This is a genomic window from Microcoleus sp. K4-B3, from assembly GCF_036704615.1.
GTDB lineage: Bacteria > Cyanobacteriota > Cyanobacteriia > Cyanobacteriales > Microcoleaceae > Microcoleus.
This window is the reverse complement of sequence record NZ_JAUBSF010000072.1, coordinates 21035-37435: the sequence shown is the minus strand read 5'-3', so window position 1 is coordinate 37435 and position 16401 is coordinate 21035. Positions and strand designations below refer to the sequence as shown.

General features: G+C 45.7%; 12 protein-coding genes. 6 read left to right on the top strand and 6 right to left on the bottom strand.

The genetic code is table 11. The annotated features are described in order from the left end of the window. Positions 1–138 precede the first annotated feature (138 nt). Positions 139–321 (bottom strand): hypothetical protein, encoded by a 183-nt coding sequence (locus QUA78_RS24150; RefSeq protein WP_333307132.1) that lies wholly within the window; start codon positions 319–321, stop codon positions 139–141. A 59-nt stretch (positions 322–380) separates the two neighbouring features. Between QUA78_RS24150 and QUA78_RS24145 the strand changes: the two genes are divergently transcribed. The 4 genes from QUA78_RS24145 to QUA78_RS24130 all read left to right on the top strand — a co-directional run bounded on the left by QUA78_RS24145 (position 381) and on the right by QUA78_RS24130 (position 9695). Further along, positions 381–1841, top strand: a complete 1461-nt coding sequence (locus tag QUA78_RS24145) for a hypothetical protein (protein WP_333307130.1) — start codon at positions 381–383, stop codon at positions 1839–1841. A 258-nt stretch (positions 1842–2099) separates the two neighbouring features. Beyond that, the gene (locus tag QUA78_RS24140) at positions 2100–4133 is read left to right on the top strand and encodes an ABC transporter ATP-binding protein (RefSeq protein WP_333399059.1); all 2034 of its coding nucleotides are present in this window, start codon (positions 2100–2102) and stop codon (positions 4131–4133) included. Positions 4134–4786: 653 nt separating this feature from the next. After that, positions 4787–8197, top strand: a complete 3411-nt coding sequence (locus QUA78_RS24135; RefSeq protein WP_333302327.1) for a PAS domain S-box protein — start codon at positions 4787–4789, stop codon at positions 8195–8197. Between the two features lie 193 nt (positions 8198–8390). Continuing rightward, positions 8391–9695, top strand: coding sequence for a cytochrome P450 (locus tag QUA78_RS24130; RefSeq protein WP_333302326.1), 1305 nt, complete (start codon positions 8391–8393; stop codon positions 9693–9695). 194 nt (positions 9696–9889) lie between these two features. On the opposite strand, the gene QUA78_RS24125 is transcribed toward QUA78_RS24130, so the two are convergent. Continuing rightward, positions 9890–10495 (bottom strand): chorismate lyase, encoded by a 606-nt coding sequence (locus QUA78_RS24125; RefSeq protein WP_333056859.1) that lies wholly within the window; start codon positions 10493–10495, stop codon positions 9890–9892. A 178-nt stretch (positions 10496–10673) separates the two neighbouring features. Between QUA78_RS24125 and QUA78_RS24120 the strand changes: the two genes are divergently transcribed. Beyond that, a complete protein-coding gene (locus QUA78_RS24120) occupies positions 10674–12293 on the top strand; it encodes an NAD(P)/FAD-dependent oxidoreductase (protein WP_333302325.1) in 1620 nt (539 codons plus the stop codon). Positions 12294–12516: 223 nt separating this feature from the next. Here QUA78_RS24120 and QUA78_RS24115 read toward each other — a convergent pair whose 3' ends face one another. The 4 genes from QUA78_RS24115 to QUA78_RS24100 all read right to left on the bottom strand — a co-directional run bounded on the left by QUA78_RS24115 (position 12517) and on the right by QUA78_RS24100 (position 15198). Further along, positions 12517–12855 (bottom strand): XisI protein, encoded by a 339-nt coding sequence (locus tag QUA78_RS24115; protein WP_333302324.1) that lies wholly within the window; start codon positions 12853–12855, stop codon positions 12517–12519. Then, complete coding sequence (locus QUA78_RS24110; RefSeq protein ID WP_333302323.1) at positions 12843–13259, bottom strand: XisH family protein; 417 nt, start codon at positions 13257–13259, stop codon at positions 12843–12845. Before QUA78_RS24110 ends, QUA78_RS24115 begins: the two co-directional genes overlap by 13 nt. Positions 13260–13261: 2 nt before the next feature. Then, complete coding sequence (locus QUA78_RS24105; RefSeq protein ID WP_333302322.1) at positions 13262–13813, bottom strand: acireductone dioxygenase; 552 nt, start codon at positions 13811–13813, stop codon at positions 13262–13264. Positions 13814–13986: 173 nt separating this feature from the next. After that, positions 13987–15198: a transposase gene (locus tag QUA78_RS24100; protein ID WP_333302321.1), complete on the bottom strand. Its 1212-nt coding sequence runs from the start codon at positions 15196–15198 to the stop codon at positions 13987–13989. A gap of 151 nt (positions 15199–15349) precedes the next feature. Here QUA78_RS24100 and QUA78_RS24095 point away from each other — a divergent pair, with 151 nt between their 5' ends. Continuing rightward, the gene (locus QUA78_RS24095; protein ID WP_333302330.1) at positions 15350–16309 is read left to right on the top strand and encodes a M48 family metallopeptidase; all 960 of its coding nucleotides are present in this window, start codon (positions 15350–15352) and stop codon (positions 16307–16309) included. Positions 16310–16401: the final 92 nt, after the last annotated feature.

Here is a 16401-nt window from a genome sequence, read left to right as displayed (position 1 = left end):
CATAGCAATCATTTGAGGTTTTGGCAATTCTGAATTTCTTTGAAATTAAATCTGCGTGAATATCTGCGGAATGTGGGTAAGAATATTGCTGCTATTGGGGTTAGAAACTGTTAGCTAATTTCTAGACAAAGCTACCCATCACTTCCCGTTTGTCCATCTATCAACCGATCGACATCTTCTCGCTTGCCGTTCCTTCCAGTCTGGGATAGTTTTTAGTTTTTCTCGCACTCCGGTTCTGACGTTAAAGCAAATTGGAGTTCTATCCATCGGTTCATCACCTATTGGTTTGGCGCCTAATTTGTGATTTTTCTGGAATGGCATACACAAACCTCGTATATATTGCTATAGTAGTATTTATAGCACATTGAGAGGTCGAATCAATGCCTTCGGTAACCTACGTCAAAGGTCTTCCAACACCAGCGAATGAGCTAAACGCACTTGGATTCAGTGAGTTTGAGATGTTCCTAGAAGCATTTGCACCTATCTTTCGAGATGCCGCAATTGAAACAGTCAACTATCTGTTATCTGGCACTGAATTCAACAAATCGACGTGGAACACCCATTTGCAGAAGACCTACCAAATCAGCAAGCGTCATGCAAATGGTGTGATTGCTCATGCAAAAGGTAAGGTAGATGGCTCAAAAGAACATCGCACTTTACATATCAAAACGTTGTTCGGGAAGGCAATATCAATCGAAGCTTGGATCGAGAAAGCAGAACGCAAACTGAAGCTTGCTCGAAGGTTCTACGCAAAAAAGAATTGGCAGAAATCAAAAACATGGTGCAATTTTCCTTTGTCATGTTCGTTGAAAGACAAAGATACGAACTGGCAGAATTTGAAGTTTAAAATTCATGGAAAAAAGCGTAAGTTGCACTTGATTAAAAACAAGATTGAATTCTTGAAACGTAAGTCTATCAGGGTGTCTGTTCCTCACGGACAAGTTTTTATTGTCGGATCTAAGGATGAAAGCTTTGGGAATCAGATTGCACAATGGGACGGCAAAATTATTAAGTTTCGCGTTCCTGCTTGCCTAAAGTCTCGATTTGGGAAGTCCGTTTCTTCAGAGATTGGTAACTTCGATCGCAACATCAACCGATTGCCCGCGAGAGGCGCTAAGACTTGGCATCTGTTCAAGAAAAACGGGAAGTGGAATGCTGCGGTACAGTTTACGCCTTCCGAGGTGAAGCGCCAATCAAAGGATCGTGCCTATGGGTGCATCGGGATTGATATGAATCCTGGTTCGATTGGTTGGAGCTATGCGGACACCGAAGGGAACCTCAAAGCTCATGGTCAAATCCCGCTAGAAATGGGACTGCCATCGGGCAAGCAACAGGCGCAAATTGTTGATGCTTGTCTGTATGCGGCTAATCTTGCAATTTGCTTTGCCTGCCCTGTCGTGTGCGAAGAATTGGATTTTGCAGACAAGAAAGAGCGTTTAGGCGAACAAGGTAAAAAGTATGCCAGAATGCTGTCTTCTTGGGCATACAGTGAGTTTTTCAGGCAACTGAACTCACTCCTGTCAAACCGTGGTATTGAGCTAATCACGGTCAATCCTGCCTACAGTTCAATGATTGGGCTGGTGAAGTACATGAAAATGTACGGACTAGCCAGTGATGAAGTGGCTGCACTGGCGATGGCCAGACGTGGAATGCGGCTAAATGAAAGACTGCCATCGACCATAACCGCCTATTTCGAGGTGAACTCGGAAAAGCACGTATGGTCGATGTGGAACCAACTAAATAAACAGATCAAGCGTTCCGGCAAGGTTAATCGCAGACACGATTACTTTACCGTTTCTAACTGGAGTTTCCTAGCCAACCTTGAAACCGAGGAAGCGTAAGCACTAGGAAAGAATGCTTTCACTTACACCGTGGAGTGAGGTATGGACAAATTATCTAGTTTTGGGTAGCTTTGTCCACACATTTAGAAGCGGCTTTCGTAAATAAGCCCGAAGGTTCGAGATTGTTTTGCAATGTGCAAGATCATTTCAGGGCTATTGAAAGCCCACACTGTACCTGTACTCAGGTCAGTGCTGGGTAATTTACCAGGCCCTGCTACAATCCACTTAATCTCCCTTTAATTTTTGCCATAGACTTCCATGAGTGAAACCGTCCTAGAAGTTCGCAACCTGCGGGTTGAATTTCAATCTGCGGACGCAGGCGATGCGTCTGCAACAGTCAAAGCTGTTGACGGCATTTCGTTTGAGGTCCAGCGAGGGCAAACTCTGGGAATCGTGGGAGAGTCGGGGTCTGGAAAATCGGTAACATCCCTGGCTGTTATGGGTTTGCTGTCGAGTTCGTCAACGAAAATCGAGGGCGAAATTTGGTTTTCTCCGACAAAAGACGGCGCTAGCAAGGGGCCTGTGAATCTCCTGGAAATGCCGGACAGGGAAAAACAAACATACCGGGGCAGCCAGATTGCGACGATTTTTCAAGAGCCGATGAGTTCGCTCAATCCTGTTTATACGATCGGATTTCAACTCACAGAAGCCATTTGTTTGCACCAAAAGGTGTCGCAGACAGAAGCGCGGCGCAAAGCTGCTTCTTTGCTGCAAGAGGTGAAACTGCTACCGGGCGACGATGAGATCAGGCAGCGGTGTTTGGCTTTGCAGCAAGAGCACTCCCGGGCTGCTGCTGGAAATCAAGCAGTTATGGATGACGATCGCGATTTGATGCAGCTCGTCAACGGGCAAAAACAAGCTATGCTCGATCGCTATCCCCACGAACTCTCAGGGGGTCAAATCCAGCGCGTGATGATTGCAATGGCCATTTCTTGCAATCCAACTTTATTAATTGCTGATGAACCTACCACGGCTTTGGACGTAACCGTGCAGGCAACAATCTTAGCTTTGCTGCGGGAGTTGCGGGACTCTAGAGGCATGGCAATGATTTTTATTACCCACGATTTGGGTGTCATTGCGGAAATTGGCGATAGGGTGGCGGTGATGTACCGAGGCAAGATTGTTGAGTGCGGTGCGATCGAACAAATTTTCAGCAATCCCCAACATCCTTACACAAAAGGTTTATTAGCTTGCCGCCCAACTCTCGATCGGCAACTGCGCCGTTTGCCGACAGTTTCCGATTTTATGGATGTCACCACAAATGCTAGCGGCGAATTGGTAATTGTCGAGAAAAATGCCGATTTAGACGGCGACAGCAGCGGGGGAAATCCCGCTTTTGCAACTGGAAAACCGCCTCGGCTGCCGAATATTTCCGAACCTTTGCTGGCTGTTAATAACTTGCGAGTGGGTTTTCCGGTGCAGGGGATGTTTGGCGAAACTAAACGCTTGTTTATGGCGGTAAACGATATTTCTTTTGAGGTTTACCCGGGCGAGACTTTGGGTTTGGTGGGCGAGTCTGGCTGCGGCAAATCAACTTTGGCGAGGGCTTTGCTGCAATTAATTCCGATCGCCAGCGGTAAAGTGTTTTTTGAAGGTCAAGAAATTACGCCTCCTGCGAAAAGTAGTTCGGCATCGCAGTGGATGGCTAATTATCGGATTAAAAAAGAGTACGATCGCAAATTGCGGTGGCTGCGGCGCGATCTGCAAATTATTTTTCAAGACCCTTTTAGTTCTCTCGATCCTCGCTTAAATATTGGGGATGCGGTGATGGAACCGATGGTGATTCACCGCTTTGGTAAGAACCAGAAAGAACAGCGCGATCGCGCGGCTTATTTGTTGGAGAGAGTGGGTTTAAATCCCGATTTTATGCGGCGCTACCCTCACGAGTTTTCGGGCGGACAGCGACAGCGAATTTGTATTGCTAGAGCTTTGGCTTTGAATCCTAAGTTTATTATTTGCGATGAGTCGGTTTCGGCATTAGATGTGTCAGTGCAGGCGCAAGTTTTAAATTTGCTGAAGGAGTTGCAAACAGAGTTTGGACTGACTTATATTTTTATTTCTCACGATTTAAGCGTGGTCAAGTTTATGAGCGATCGCGCGATCGTCATGAACAAAGGTAAAATCGAGGAAATTGGCACTGCTGAGCGCATTTACAGGCAGCCGCAGCAAGCTTACACGCGGCAACTTATAGCTGCTATTCCTGCGGGGAATTTGGAGCGAATTCGGCAACAGCAACTAGGTCGCCAAGCTGCTTGGCCCCCATCGCCGACAGATGAATCGAAACACTTTTGATATCTAGTGTTTTAAACTGGTATCAATTACCAATTGCCCGTTACCAATTACCAATTACCAATTACTAATTAGCCATTACGCGCGAATATCTCGTGCAACGAAAAACTGCTACAAATATTTTTTTCATTCGATCTCCAGAAATCAGCAGTTTATATTTATTTTAAATTCATAATTTATTTATGGTCAAATTCAACCTGCTTGAACTTGACTAATATTCCGGGTTGTTCAACCCACACCCAGGGCGGTTCACGCAGTATTTTCATACATCAAATCCGGTCATTCTTGGACGCAAAAAGTTCGGTATAACACGCTACTAAAAGCGCGTAAGCAGTTTCATGCGCAGCCTGCATAATTAGGCTCTGCGTCCAGGATTAGCTAGATTAGGCCAAATGTCCAATGACTAACAGCAATATGTAGCGTAGTATTATAGATAAACTCTCTCTATGAGTGGGAAAAAGTAGAAAATGCGCACCCTAGCTAAAAAGAGATTGCTCGCTAGTTCCGTAAATACACTTAATTCTCTGACCGGGTTGCGTAGATTTACGCAAATTTTAAAAGGCTAGATTTTGCAAGCTAGGAAAATTTTACAATATTTAAACATTTTTATTGTTATTTTGAATCACCACAAGTAAAACGGAATTAAGAGTAAAAAAATGAAATCTTCTGTTCGTATCGAAGAATCGAAAAGCACTAAATTATCGAACTTACTGCAACTGTTGTTGAAAAAATTAACGGCAGCAGTCACCAGAATAGAAAAGGCAGAAGGCAGCAAGGAGTATGAAAAAAAAATCAGCCGAGCGACGATCGCCCCTGGCAGTTTATTCTCAATTTTGATAATTGTACTGCTGGTGTTAAACGGGTGGCTCGTAGCTGGCAGCGGTGATAATTTGTACTATAGCCAACTCGCCCTGGGATTTTTGGGAATAGCAAATATTGTCTTTTTGGCGGTATCGGCGCGCTCAAACGCCTCTTCTGCCCTAGCGGACGATCGCCCATCCAGCAATCCCGACGGGGGCGATCGCTTTTTTAGCCTCTCGCTAGATCTGCTGTGCGTCCTTAGTTTTGACGGTTATGTAATACTCATCAACCCAGCAGCAGAAAAAATACTCGGCTATTCCCCAGGAGAAATGATTGGCCAACTCTTCATTGAATTCGTGCATCCAGACGATCGCGAAGTTACTTTAAAAGAAGCTGAAAGTATTGCTGCGGGGAATAATACGGTTGGGTTTGAAAACCGCTGGCGCTGTCGAAACGGCTCTTACAAGTGGCTAGCCTGGACTGCTACCCGTTTCTACGAGGAAGAATTGATCTATGGTGTCGGCCGCGACATTACCGCTCACAAACAAGCAGAAGCAGCGCTGCAACAGAGCCAGCGTTTTGTGGAGCGAATTGCCAATACCAGTCCGAATCTTATCTATGTTTACGACGAAACCGAGCAGCGAAATGTCTACAGCAACCGCGAAATCACTGACACCCTCGGCTATACCGCCGAAGAAGTTCAAAAAATGGGCAGCAGTCTGTTACCTACCATTATCCACCCTGAGGATTTAGCTAAATTTCCCGAATATTGGCAGCAATTAGAAAATGCTCCCGACGGCGAGGTTGTTGAGTACGAATATCGGGTGCGCGATCGACAGAATTGTTGGCACTGGTTAGTCAGCCGGAATATTGTATTTAGCAGAACAGATGAGGGAAAAATTCAGCAGCGCCTCGGTGCTGCAACGGACATTACAGAGCGCAAAATAGCAGAACAAGCTTTAGCAGAACAATTGAAACTTTCTTTATTCACAGCAGATGTGGGAATTGCTCTAACTCAAAACCAGACTTTGCTTGCAACTTTGCAATATTGCAGCGATGCAGTTGTGCGCCATTTGGATGCTGCGTTTGCTCGGATTTGGACGCTGAATGAAGAGGGAAATGTATTGGAACTGCAAGCAAGCGCGGGGATATATACTCACATTGACGGCGCTCACAGCCGCATTGCTGTCGGTGAGTTCAAAATTGGTTTAATCGCCTTGGAGCGAAAACCTCACATCACTAATTCTGTGCAAGAAGATCCCCGAGTCCACGACAAAGAATGGACGAAACGAGAAGGAATGGTGGCTTTTGCTGGATATCCGCTAATTGTTGACAATCAGTTGCTGGGAGTAATCGCGATGTTTTCTCGCCAGGAGTTGAACGAATCAACGCTGGTTGCTTTGGGATCTAGTGCCGATGCGATCGCCCTGGGAATTAAGCGCAAACAAACAGAAGAAGCTCTCGCCACACAAAAGCAAACTTTGAGGGCAATTATTGACAACGCTCCCATTTGGGTGTGGCTCACTGACACTAAAGGCAAGATGCTGTTGGTTAACAAAACTTTTTGCGAATCTGTGAACGTTCCTGAAGAAAGATTTTTGGCAGCATCTCACTCTTCAGAAATTTTGGGAGCGGAAGCATTTGCTAACTGCATGGCGTCTGACGTGCAAGTCTGGAGTCAAGATACTCCTTTTTATGCTGATGAAATTATCCAATTTGCTGACGGTGAAAATCACCATTTAGAGGTGATTAAAGCTAAGGTAAAAGAGGCAAACGGCAGCGCGATCGGCTTAATCGGTTTGGGTTTAGACGTTACACAACAAAAAGAAGCTCAACGAAAATTGCAAGCTTCGGAAGCGCGCTTCCGCAAGTTAGCGGAGCAGGAAGCGCTGCTGAACCAGCTAGCTAGCAATATCCGCGAATCTCTAGATTTAGATACTATTTTAGCAACAACTGTGCAGCAAATTCGCGACTTGCTGCAACTCGATCGCTGTGTGTTTATCTGGTATTTGCCCGACGCTTCGCCACCTGCTTGGGATGTCGTCCACGAAGCTAAAAATCATGACTTGTTCTCGCTTTTGGGTTATTTTCCTGCTGACATAACGGGTATACTGCCACAAAAAATTGCTAATTTGGAAGTTTATCAAATAGATGATGTTGCAACTGTCAGCGATCCCGTAGAACAAAAATTCTTTTTGGAGGTTGGTTGCAAGTCTGTCTTGGATTTGCCAATTAAAAGTGCCGGGGGTTTAACTGGTGTTGTTAGCTGCATTTCTTGCAGCGAGGTGCGTAAGTGGACAAAAGAGGAAGTGGAGTTAATGGAGGCAATTGGCGATCAATTGGCGATCGCCATCAGTCAATCTGAACTTTACACTAAAAGCGTCGATTCAGCTCGGATAGCCCAAGAACAAGCTGCAAAACTCGAAATAACTCTGTGCGAACTCCAGCAAGCTCAAACTCAACTCGTGCAGGCAGAAAAAATGTCGAGTCTCGGTCAGATGGTAGCAGGAATTGCCCACGAAATCAATAACCCGGTCAGCTTTATTTTCGGCAATCTTACCTACACAAAAGAATACACCACAAACCTGATGAAACTGGTGCAAATGTATCGAGATGAATACCCGGAACCTTCTCCAGCTCTTCAGCAGGCAATAGAGGTGTTAGAGCTGGATTTTGTGCTAGACGACTTGCCGAAAATGCTGTCTTCTATGCAGGTGGGAGCTACTCGCATCCGGGATATCGTGCGGAGTTTGCGCAATTTCTCTCGCCTCGATGAATCTGACATGAAAAAGGTTAACATTCACGAAGGCATCGACAGTACATTGATGATTTTAGAACACCGTCTGAAAGTTCAGCCTGAGCGCCCCGCAATTCAACTCGTTAAAGAATACGGACAATTGCCACTGGTGGAGTGCTACGCCGGACTCTTGAATCAGGTGTTTATGAATATTATCGCTAACGCTATTGACGTTTTACAACAACCGCTCGAAAATCCGGGAATTATCCGCATTCGTACAGAGGTAGAAGGTACTCTCGCTGTGATTAGAATTGCTGATAACGGTGCAGGTATCACCGATCGAGTCAAGCAGCGGATATTTGACCCGTTCTATACTACAAAACCGATCGGTTCGGGGACGGGGATGGGTTTGGCGATTTCCCATTCAATTATTGTCGAAAAACATAAAGGTGAAATCAAGTGTTTCTCGGTGGTGGGGAAAGGCACTGAATTTATAATCGAGATTCCCATTAAAAGAACAGAAAATTAAATTGGTTTGTCTGCAAAAATACTAAGGTGAGTCAGTTGGAAAAACCAGAAGTTTTTGTACTAACCTTAAGACTGACGCACCCTACAGGCTACAAACAGATAAAAATATTTAACCAGAAAATTTTCTGGTGCGTATTGCCCACCAGACAACTAAAATTGATATGATATTAAAAATCAAAAATCAAAAATCAAAAATGGCATTACCTCCCGGCAGTTTAGGTTTACCCCTAATTGGCGATACCCTCAACTTTTTGCAAGATTCCCAATTTGCCAAAAAACGCCACCAGCAGTACGGGCCGATTTTCAAAAGCAGCATTTTTGGACAGCCTACCGTGTTTATGTGTGGCCAAGAGGCTAATTTGTTTGTTTTAAGCAATGACAACCAATATTTTGCTGTGACTTGGCCTCCCAGCACGAGAGCGCTTTTAGGGCCGCTTTCCTTGGCGTTGCAAACGGGTGCTAACCACCAAAATCGGCGCAAGTTGCTGTACCAAGCGTTTCAGCCGCGAGCTTTGGTAGGCTACATCGGCGCGATGGAAAATATCACTCAGCGCTATTTAGAAAAATGGGCCAAAATGGAAACCATGACTTGGTATCCAGAACTGAGAAATTATACTTTTGATGTTGCGGGTAAGTTGTTAGTAGGGATTGAAAATGGTTCCGAAACGGCGCTAGGACATTATTTTGAAACTTGGTGCAATGGTTTATTTTCGATTCCTTTAGATGTGCCTTGGACTCAGTTTGGCAAGGCGAAAAAGTGCCGCAAGCTGCTGTTGGCAGAACTTGAAAAGATTATTCGCGATCGCCAGCAAGGAACCCCTAGTGGCAATGATGCTTTGAGTTTGCTGATTTCGGCTCGCGATGACGAGGGAAATAGTTTGAGTTTGGATGAGTTAAAAGATCAAGTGCTGTTGCTGCTGTTTGCGGGACACGAAACTTTAACTTCGGCGATCGCCTCTTTTTGTCTTCTCCTAGGTCAAAATCCCGATGTGATGGCAAAAGTGCGGGCCGAACAGCAGCAGTTCCCCGCTACGGAACCGCTAACCCTGGAACAGCTCAAACAAATGACTTATTTAGAACAGGTTATGCGAGAAGTGCTGCGGTTGGTTCCGCCGGTGGGAGGTGCTTATCGGCAGGTAATTAATGCTTGCGAGTTCGCTGGCTACGAAATTCCCAAGGGTTGGACCGTGCTTTATCAAATCAATCAGACGCATCAGGATAGTCAACTTTATCCTGAACCCGATCGATTCGACCCCGATCGATTTAGCTCGGAGCGATCGGCTAAACCTTTCAGCTACGTGCCATTTGGTGGAGGTTTGCGAGAATGTTTGGGCAAAGAATTTGCCCGGTTAGAGATGAAGTTGTTTGCGGCAAAGATTGTTCGGGAGTTTGAATGGGAGCTTTTACCCGATCAAGATTTGAATTTAATCACAGTACCGACTCCCCATCCCCGCGACGGTTTGCGAGTGAAATTTCGTCGAACAACTATGAATAGGTAGAAAATCCAGATCCCCGACTTCTTGAAGATGTCGGGGATCTAATACCAAATCCGGCCCTATACCCTCCTGATCTATCTTCCTCTTCTTCTTTGTGTCCTTAGCGTCTTCGCGGTTTATCAAAAAGAACTAAGGCAAGCGTGTCAGAATTAGTAAAGTGCGTCAGATGCCAAAACCCTCGATCAGCCGATAGCATCTCAATCAACATCCAATTGCATCGGCCCCAGATACTTAGTTAAATAAGGCGAAAACACCTCATAAATCAGCGTCAGTGGCTTCCCGTGATGCCAAAACAAATAGTGTCGCCCCCAAAAAGGCCCCGACTGTTCAAAAGCTGACTCCAAGGCCACCGAATCACCGCAATAAATGCCCTGCACATCGCGATACAATTCTGTGCGGAGCCGCGCTAAACTGGCCCAAATGGGCAAAGATTTATTTTGTAAATATTCATCTACATGGCTCGCTTCCCACCAAGAAGTCGCATAGGCCAGGCGCTGTCCCGAAGCAGTCCGCAGCCACACTTGGCGGCGCAGGCGCGGCCCCGGAACCGCGACAATTTGCTGGGGCGCGCCGTCTGCGTCTTCACCCACTAAAGACATATCGATGACATCAACTTCTGTGGGTTCCCCTGTCAGCAGTTGCAGGTGACGGGTGGGGGAACCGTCGCCCAGGAGCAGTATTTGCCATGCCGGTGCGAGCTTGGTGTGGGGCAAACCCTTCTGTACTGCGTCTTCGGCTCCTTGCCACAGGGGGTTGAGAGCGTGCCAGGTGCGGCTGTTTTTGGGTGTGAATGTTGCAGTCAAGGGTCTTTACAAAACTTAATTTTTTGTTTATTATAACGCTTCTTCAATTATCCACTCAAAAATCAAAAATTGATCGACCGAGGACGATCGCCCATAGGATGTCCAGTGAAATAGTTATAATACTTTTGTTCGGGATTTTTATTCTTCCTTCTTCCTTCTTCCTTTTTCCTTCCACTATATGTTACGAATAACCGAAATAAAACTCCCCCTAGATCATCCTCAAGATGCGATCGCCAGCGCCATTCTCAAAAAGCTGCAAATTCCCCCCGAAGAATTGCTCGGCTATTCCATCTTCAAGCGCAGCTACGATGCTCGTAAAAAAGCAGAAATCCTCCTTGTCTATATTGTGGATGTAGAGACGACACAAAAAAAGCAAATTTTGGAACGCTTCAAAAAAGATCCTCATGTGATGGTAACACCAGACACGAGCTATCGCTTTGTAGCCCAAGCCCCCACCAATTTGACGATTCGCCCCATTGTGATTGGTACAGGGCCGTGCGGTATGTTTGCGGGTCTGATGCTGGCACAAATGGGGTTTCGCCCTATCCTTTTAGAACGCGGAAAAGCAGTGCGCGATCGCACGGTTGATACCTTTGGATTTTGGAAGAAAAAAGCAGAATTTAACCCAGAATCTAACGCCCAGTTTGGCGAAGGTGGTGCGGGTACTTTTTCCGATGGCAAACTCTACAGCCAAGTTAAAGATCCTCAGCATTATGGACGCAAGGTGCTGACGGAACTTGTGAATGCGGGAGCTTCACCGGAAATTCTATATATTAATAAACCGCATATTGGCACGTTTAAACTGGTGGGAATTGTCCAAAGTATTCGCGCCCAAATTGAATCATTAGGCGGAGAAATTCGGTTTCAAACTCGTGTGGAAGATATCCACATCGAAAATGGAAAAGTGCAGGGAGTTACCCTCGCCAGCGGAGAATATATTGCTAGTAATTATATAGTTCTGGCGGTGGGACACAGCGCCCGCGATACTTTTGAAATGTTGTTTTCGCGCGGGGTTTACATCGAGCCTAAACCTTTTTCCATTGGTTTTCGGGTGGAACATCCCCAAAGTATCATCGATCGCTGTCGTTTTGGCGATCGGGCAGGCCATAAGCTTTTGGGTGCCGCCGATTACAAACTGGTTCACCATTGCCAAAACGGTCGTTCTGTATATAGTTTCTGTATGTGTCCCGGTGGTTTGGTAGTGGCGGCTGCGTCAGAACCGGGGCGACTTGTCACTAATGGGATGAGTCAATATTCTCGCAATGAACGCAACGCTAACAGCGGGATTGTGGTGGGTATCACGCCGGAGGATTATCCCGGTCATCCCTTAGCAGGAATTGAGTTTCAACGTCGCCTAGAAGAACGGGCATTTGAGTTAGGAGGTGGCACTTACAATGCCCCTGGGCAGCTTGTGGGTGATTTTTTGGCAAATCGCCCTTCCACGGCGCTAGGCAGTGTGCAGCCGTCTTATACGCCGGGAGTTGTGATGACTGATTTGAGCGAAAGTTTGCCAGATTATGCGATCGCAGCTATCCGCGAAGCACTTCCGGCTTTTGACAAACAGATTAAAGGATTTGCGATGGATGATGCGGTTTTGACTGGGGTGGAAACGCGCACTTCTTCACCAATTCGGATTAAACGCAAGGAAGATTATCAGAGTTTGAATACAGAAGGTCTTTATCCTGCTGGGGAAGGTGCAGGATATGCGGGTGGTATTCTGTCGGCGGGGATTGATGGGATTAAGGTGGCGGAGGCGGTTGCTTTGAGCATATTGCGATCGGTAAATCACAAAGTTTGAGCTGGGATTAATATCAATTCCGGTTGCACCGGAATGATGTTGACTGTTGACTGTTGGCTGTTAGCGGTTTAAACAATACCGATGCAACCGGAAACGATATAACTGAGATATTGCACCAATATCAATTAGCCTTTTATGAACAGGCAAGATGCCTGTTCCACAAGAAATTTAATCTTTGTGGAACAGGCATCTTGCCTGTTGCTGAGATGATGCACATCTCTGATTAACCAACTGCAAATTCGGTGTATTGTCGGACATGAGGTGCATGATAGGCTAGCACAATTTCCTGGGATGGGACACCTCGTGCTACTAACTGATCGGCGATCGCCTCTTCAGTCCCGTCATGCTGCACCCAAATTTTCCCATCTTTAATATCTACATGAATCACACAGCCATAAATCCGAGTGCTACCGTTTTTCCAACCCACATTTACAAGTTGATAGCGATCCTTTACCAGATCGAAAATCGTCTCGCTGGAAACTGGATCGTTAGGCGATCGTCGCTGGGATCGTTCAGTTAGCAACTCCTGAATATATTGACGATACAAACTTACTTTATCCATTGAGAAATCTCCTCTTTTTCGGTATCGTAAACTAAAAGCGGAATTTGATTGCGTTCAATCACCCTTTGAATAAATGAGTAGTTGAAAAATCTAGTGTAAATATCTAAGGGAACTGCCAAGTAGAGAGTTCTCTCTGGATCGTCATATTCTAATGCAATCCGATAGTTAATAAATTGTCCCACTGCGGTATGAAATTCTGAAATCGTCGATGGTGCTAAAAACGTTTTGATTTCAACCGCAATTTTTTCATTATCCTTTGTAGCTGCTAATAACTGTTCGGCACCCAGATCGATATAAAAATCAACAAATCCCAGATCGATATGATAAGGATCATGAGTAATTGTCCAATCCTGATTTTGGAGGGCAGTCTTGACGAGTTCATGAAACTTATCTTTAGCTGGCATATTTATACTATAGCTAAGCACGATCGAATTTCCGTATCGGTATACTCAGGCGTCCAGCCTTCTTTGGTGGTAAAATAGCGCACAGCTTTAATTTTCCGGGCTGCTGTCAAATAAAACCAGTGTTCTGTATTCGCCGGCACGTTGATAAATTCTTCCGGCTGCACTGTGAGTTCGACTTGGCTGCCGTCGGGCCGCACGAAGCCGAAAATGCCCTCGCCTGCTACGATATAGCGGACTTCATCATCGGCGTGGATGTGGCACTTGTTGAATTTGGACAGCATGGTGTCGAGGTTTGGAATGTCTGGGTGCAGTACAATTAAGTCGCGATCCTGATAGCCTGCACTTTCCGACAACTGTTGAAAGTAGCCGTCGAGGGCTTGCAACACTTGCTCTTTTTGATTGTCGTCAAGAGCATCTTTAGCTAACAAATTTTGAATTTCAGCGCTGTCACCCACGGGCCAGCGGTTGAGTTGAATGTTTAAGGAAGCGAGTTCTCGGGTAATATCGCTTTGTTGAGTGTAGGTTGTACCGTTTTCGAGTCGCAGGATAGCCATTTTTGCACGTTCCAATTTTTGGGTGAGGCGATACACAGGCACTGTGAAAGATGTTTGTCGATCGCGCCTGTACCAGAATCACAATTTTAACGCTAATTTGAACAGGCTTTCCGGCCTGTTCCACAACAGTTGAATATTTGTCGCGATAATATTGATAATTGACACTCCTGGGCCTAAAGGCGTGAGGATTCTTCGTTCACAGACCCAACTTGCCCAGACAAGATTGCTCCAGCCTGAGTAGAGGTCGAATCTCCCGAAGCGTTCGGATTTAAAATCCAGGTTCCTACATGACCTGTAGTACCCAAGGCTAAATTCAGGATATTTCTAGCGGCGTTCCAATCTCTATCTAATTCAAGTCCACACTTGCAACTATGTGTTCTAGTAGATAGAGATTTTTTCACAACAGTGCCACAGTTAGAACATTTTTGAGAGGTATAAGCTGGATTAACGGCAATCGTTATTTTCCCAAGCTTAATTCCAAAATATTCCAACCATTTCCTGAATTGATACCAACCAGCATCATTAATTGACTTAGCGAGACAATGATTCTTCACTAGGTTTTTAACCCTCAAGTCTTCATAGGCGACCAAATCGTTAGATTGGATTACGCAACGCGCTATTCTCTTAGCGTGTTCTTGACGCTGCCTACTTATTTTGAGGTGTACTCGCCCTAGTCGATTAATGGCTTTCTTTCGGTTGGTAGAGCCTTTCTTTTTGCGAGAAACGCGGCGTTGTCGAGACTTCAGTCGCTTCTCACCTTTCTTATAGAATCTGGGGTTCGGTTCACTATGTCCGTTGCTGTCGGTATAAAACTCTTTGAGTCCAACATCTAAACCGATTGTTCGCCCACTCGAAGTTGTTTCAAATTGGCATTCAATCCTGATTACAAATTGGACATAGTAACCGTCAGCACGTTTAACCAAACGTACCCGCTTAATTTGCTCGACTTGGTAGAAGTTTAAGTCCCACGTCCCTTTCAGCTTGAGTCTGCCGATACCTTTTTTGTCGGTAAAAGTGATTTGCTTGCGCGTCTGGGAAAGTGACCACCCTGAAGTCTTATACTCAACTGAGCGACAGTTTTTCTTAAATTTTGGATAGCCTTTCTGACCGGAAACCTGGCGCTTGCAATTGTCGTAGAACCGAGCGATTGAAGTATAAGCACGTTCAACCGAAGCTTGACAAGCATGGGAATTTAAAGTCTTGACAAACGGAAATTCATCCCGCAATGCTGTGTTGTAGCGATAAAGCTCTTTCTGTCCCACGGCGTGATTGTCCATCCAGTAACGGATGCACTTGTTGCGGACAAACTGAGCGGTTCTAATCGCCTCATCTATAGCAGTGTATTGGGTTGTTTTTCCTTTAACTTTAAATTCCAGAACTATCATTTGACGTGGAAAAACCCTACGGCAATAGTCTAACATAAAAAAGTCGCCCGCTTATGGGCGAGGCTTGAAACCCAAATTTTTGGTCAGGTGCCAGCTAGCACCAGCAGCGATCGGCAATACTGATATCTTAACTGTAACTTTTGCAACAACTATGCCTACTTATACGGGAATTTCTAGCGAAGCATTTCAGCATCCCCTCGATCGCCAAGCTGAGGAAGCGTTACGCAGCGTACCTGGATTTGACTTAATTGCCAGCAAATTTGTAGAATTTGTCTACGAACGACCGCAATTCGTTTACTTAATGGGAAATAGCATTCAAGTCGGGCCACGCCAATATGCCAGCATTTATCATATATTTCGGGAGTGCGTGCAGGCTTTAGATGTTTTTCCCGAACCGGGTTTGTTTGTTTCTCAGAATCCCTCAGTTAACAGCTATGCCCTGGGTAAAAACCAGCCTTATGTAGTATTAAACACTGGTCTTTTAGACTTGTTGGACGAGGCGGAACTGCAGGTAGTCTTGGCTCACGAGTTGGGACACATTAAATGCGGTCATCCAACTTTAAATCAAATGGCGATGTGGGCAATGAGCGTTGCCTCGACAATTGGCGAGATGACTTTCGGGCTGGGAAATATGGTCGGCAGCGGTTTAATTTACGCTTTTTATGAGTGGCGTCGCAAGGCTGAATTATCGGCAGACCGGGCGGCTTTGTTGGTAACGGATGACTTGAACAGTGTGATGAAGACGATGATGAAACTTGCGGGAGTTAGCAGTAAATATGCTGACCAATGCAGTTTGCAAGAATTTATCCGCCAGTCTGACAACTATCAAGAGCTCGATCGAGACAATCTCAACCAAGTGTATAAGTTTTTACTTTACAACGGCGGGCAAGGCGTGATGCTGAGTCACCCTTTCCCCGTGGAACGCCTGCGGTATTTGCGAGATTGGGCAAGTTCCGAGGAATACCGCCAAATTAAGCTGGGGAACTACAAGCGGGCGGTAGCTGAAGGTGCGGTTGATGTGAAGTCCCAAACGCCCAACAGCGAGACGGAGGCTTTGCGCCGTCAGATTGAAGAGTTGCAGCGGGAGATCGATCGGCGCAAATCGCAGTGAAAGGCTTTAAATTCCTCGTTCCCAGGCTATCTCTGCCTAGGGCACCAGTTACTCTTTCTTGTGGGGTGGCATCCTGCCCGCCTCAAAATCGA

Excerpts from the sequence above, each read along its gene's own strand:
- QUA78_RS24150 (WP_333307132.1), bottom strand. The coding sequence starts at position 321 with ATGCCATTCCAGAAAAATCACAAATTAGGCGCCAAACCAATAGGTGAT.
- QUA78_RS24145 (WP_333307130.1), top strand. The coding sequence starts at position 381 with ATGCCTTCGGTAACCTACGTCAAAGGTCTTCCAACACCAGCGAATGAG.
- QUA78_RS24140 (WP_333399059.1), top strand. The coding sequence starts at position 2,100 with ATGAGTGAAACCGTCCTAGAAGTTCGCAACCTGCGGGTTGAATTTCAA.
- QUA78_RS24135 (WP_333302327.1), top strand. The coding sequence starts at position 4,787 with ATGAAATCTTCTGTTCGTATCGAAGAATCGAAAAGCACTAAATTATCG.
- QUA78_RS24130 (WP_333302326.1), top strand. The coding sequence starts at position 8,391 with ATGGCATTACCTCCCGGCAGTTTAGGTTTACCCCTAATTGGCGATACC.
- QUA78_RS24120 (WP_333302325.1), top strand. The coding sequence starts at position 10,674 with ATGTTACGAATAACCGAAATAAAACTCCCCCTAGATCATCCTCAAGAT.
- QUA78_RS24115 (WP_333302324.1), bottom strand. The coding sequence starts at position 12,855 with ATGGATAAAGTAAGTTTGTATCGTCAATATATTCAGGAGTTGCTAACT.
- QUA78_RS24110 (WP_333302323.1), bottom strand. The coding sequence starts at position 13,259 with ATGCCAGCTAAAGATAAGTTTCATGAACTCGTCAAGACTGCCCTCCAA.
- QUA78_RS24105 (WP_333302322.1), bottom strand. The coding sequence starts at position 13,813 with ATGGCTATCCTGCGACTCGAAAACGGTACAACCTACACTCAACAAAGC.
- QUA78_RS24100 (WP_333302321.1), bottom strand. The coding sequence starts at position 15,198 with ATGATAGTTCTGGAATTTAAAGTTAAAGGAAAAACAACCCAATACACT.
- QUA78_RS24095 (WP_333302330.1), top strand. The coding sequence starts at position 15,350 with ATGCCTACTTATACGGGAATTTCTAGCGAAGCATTTCAGCATCCCCTC.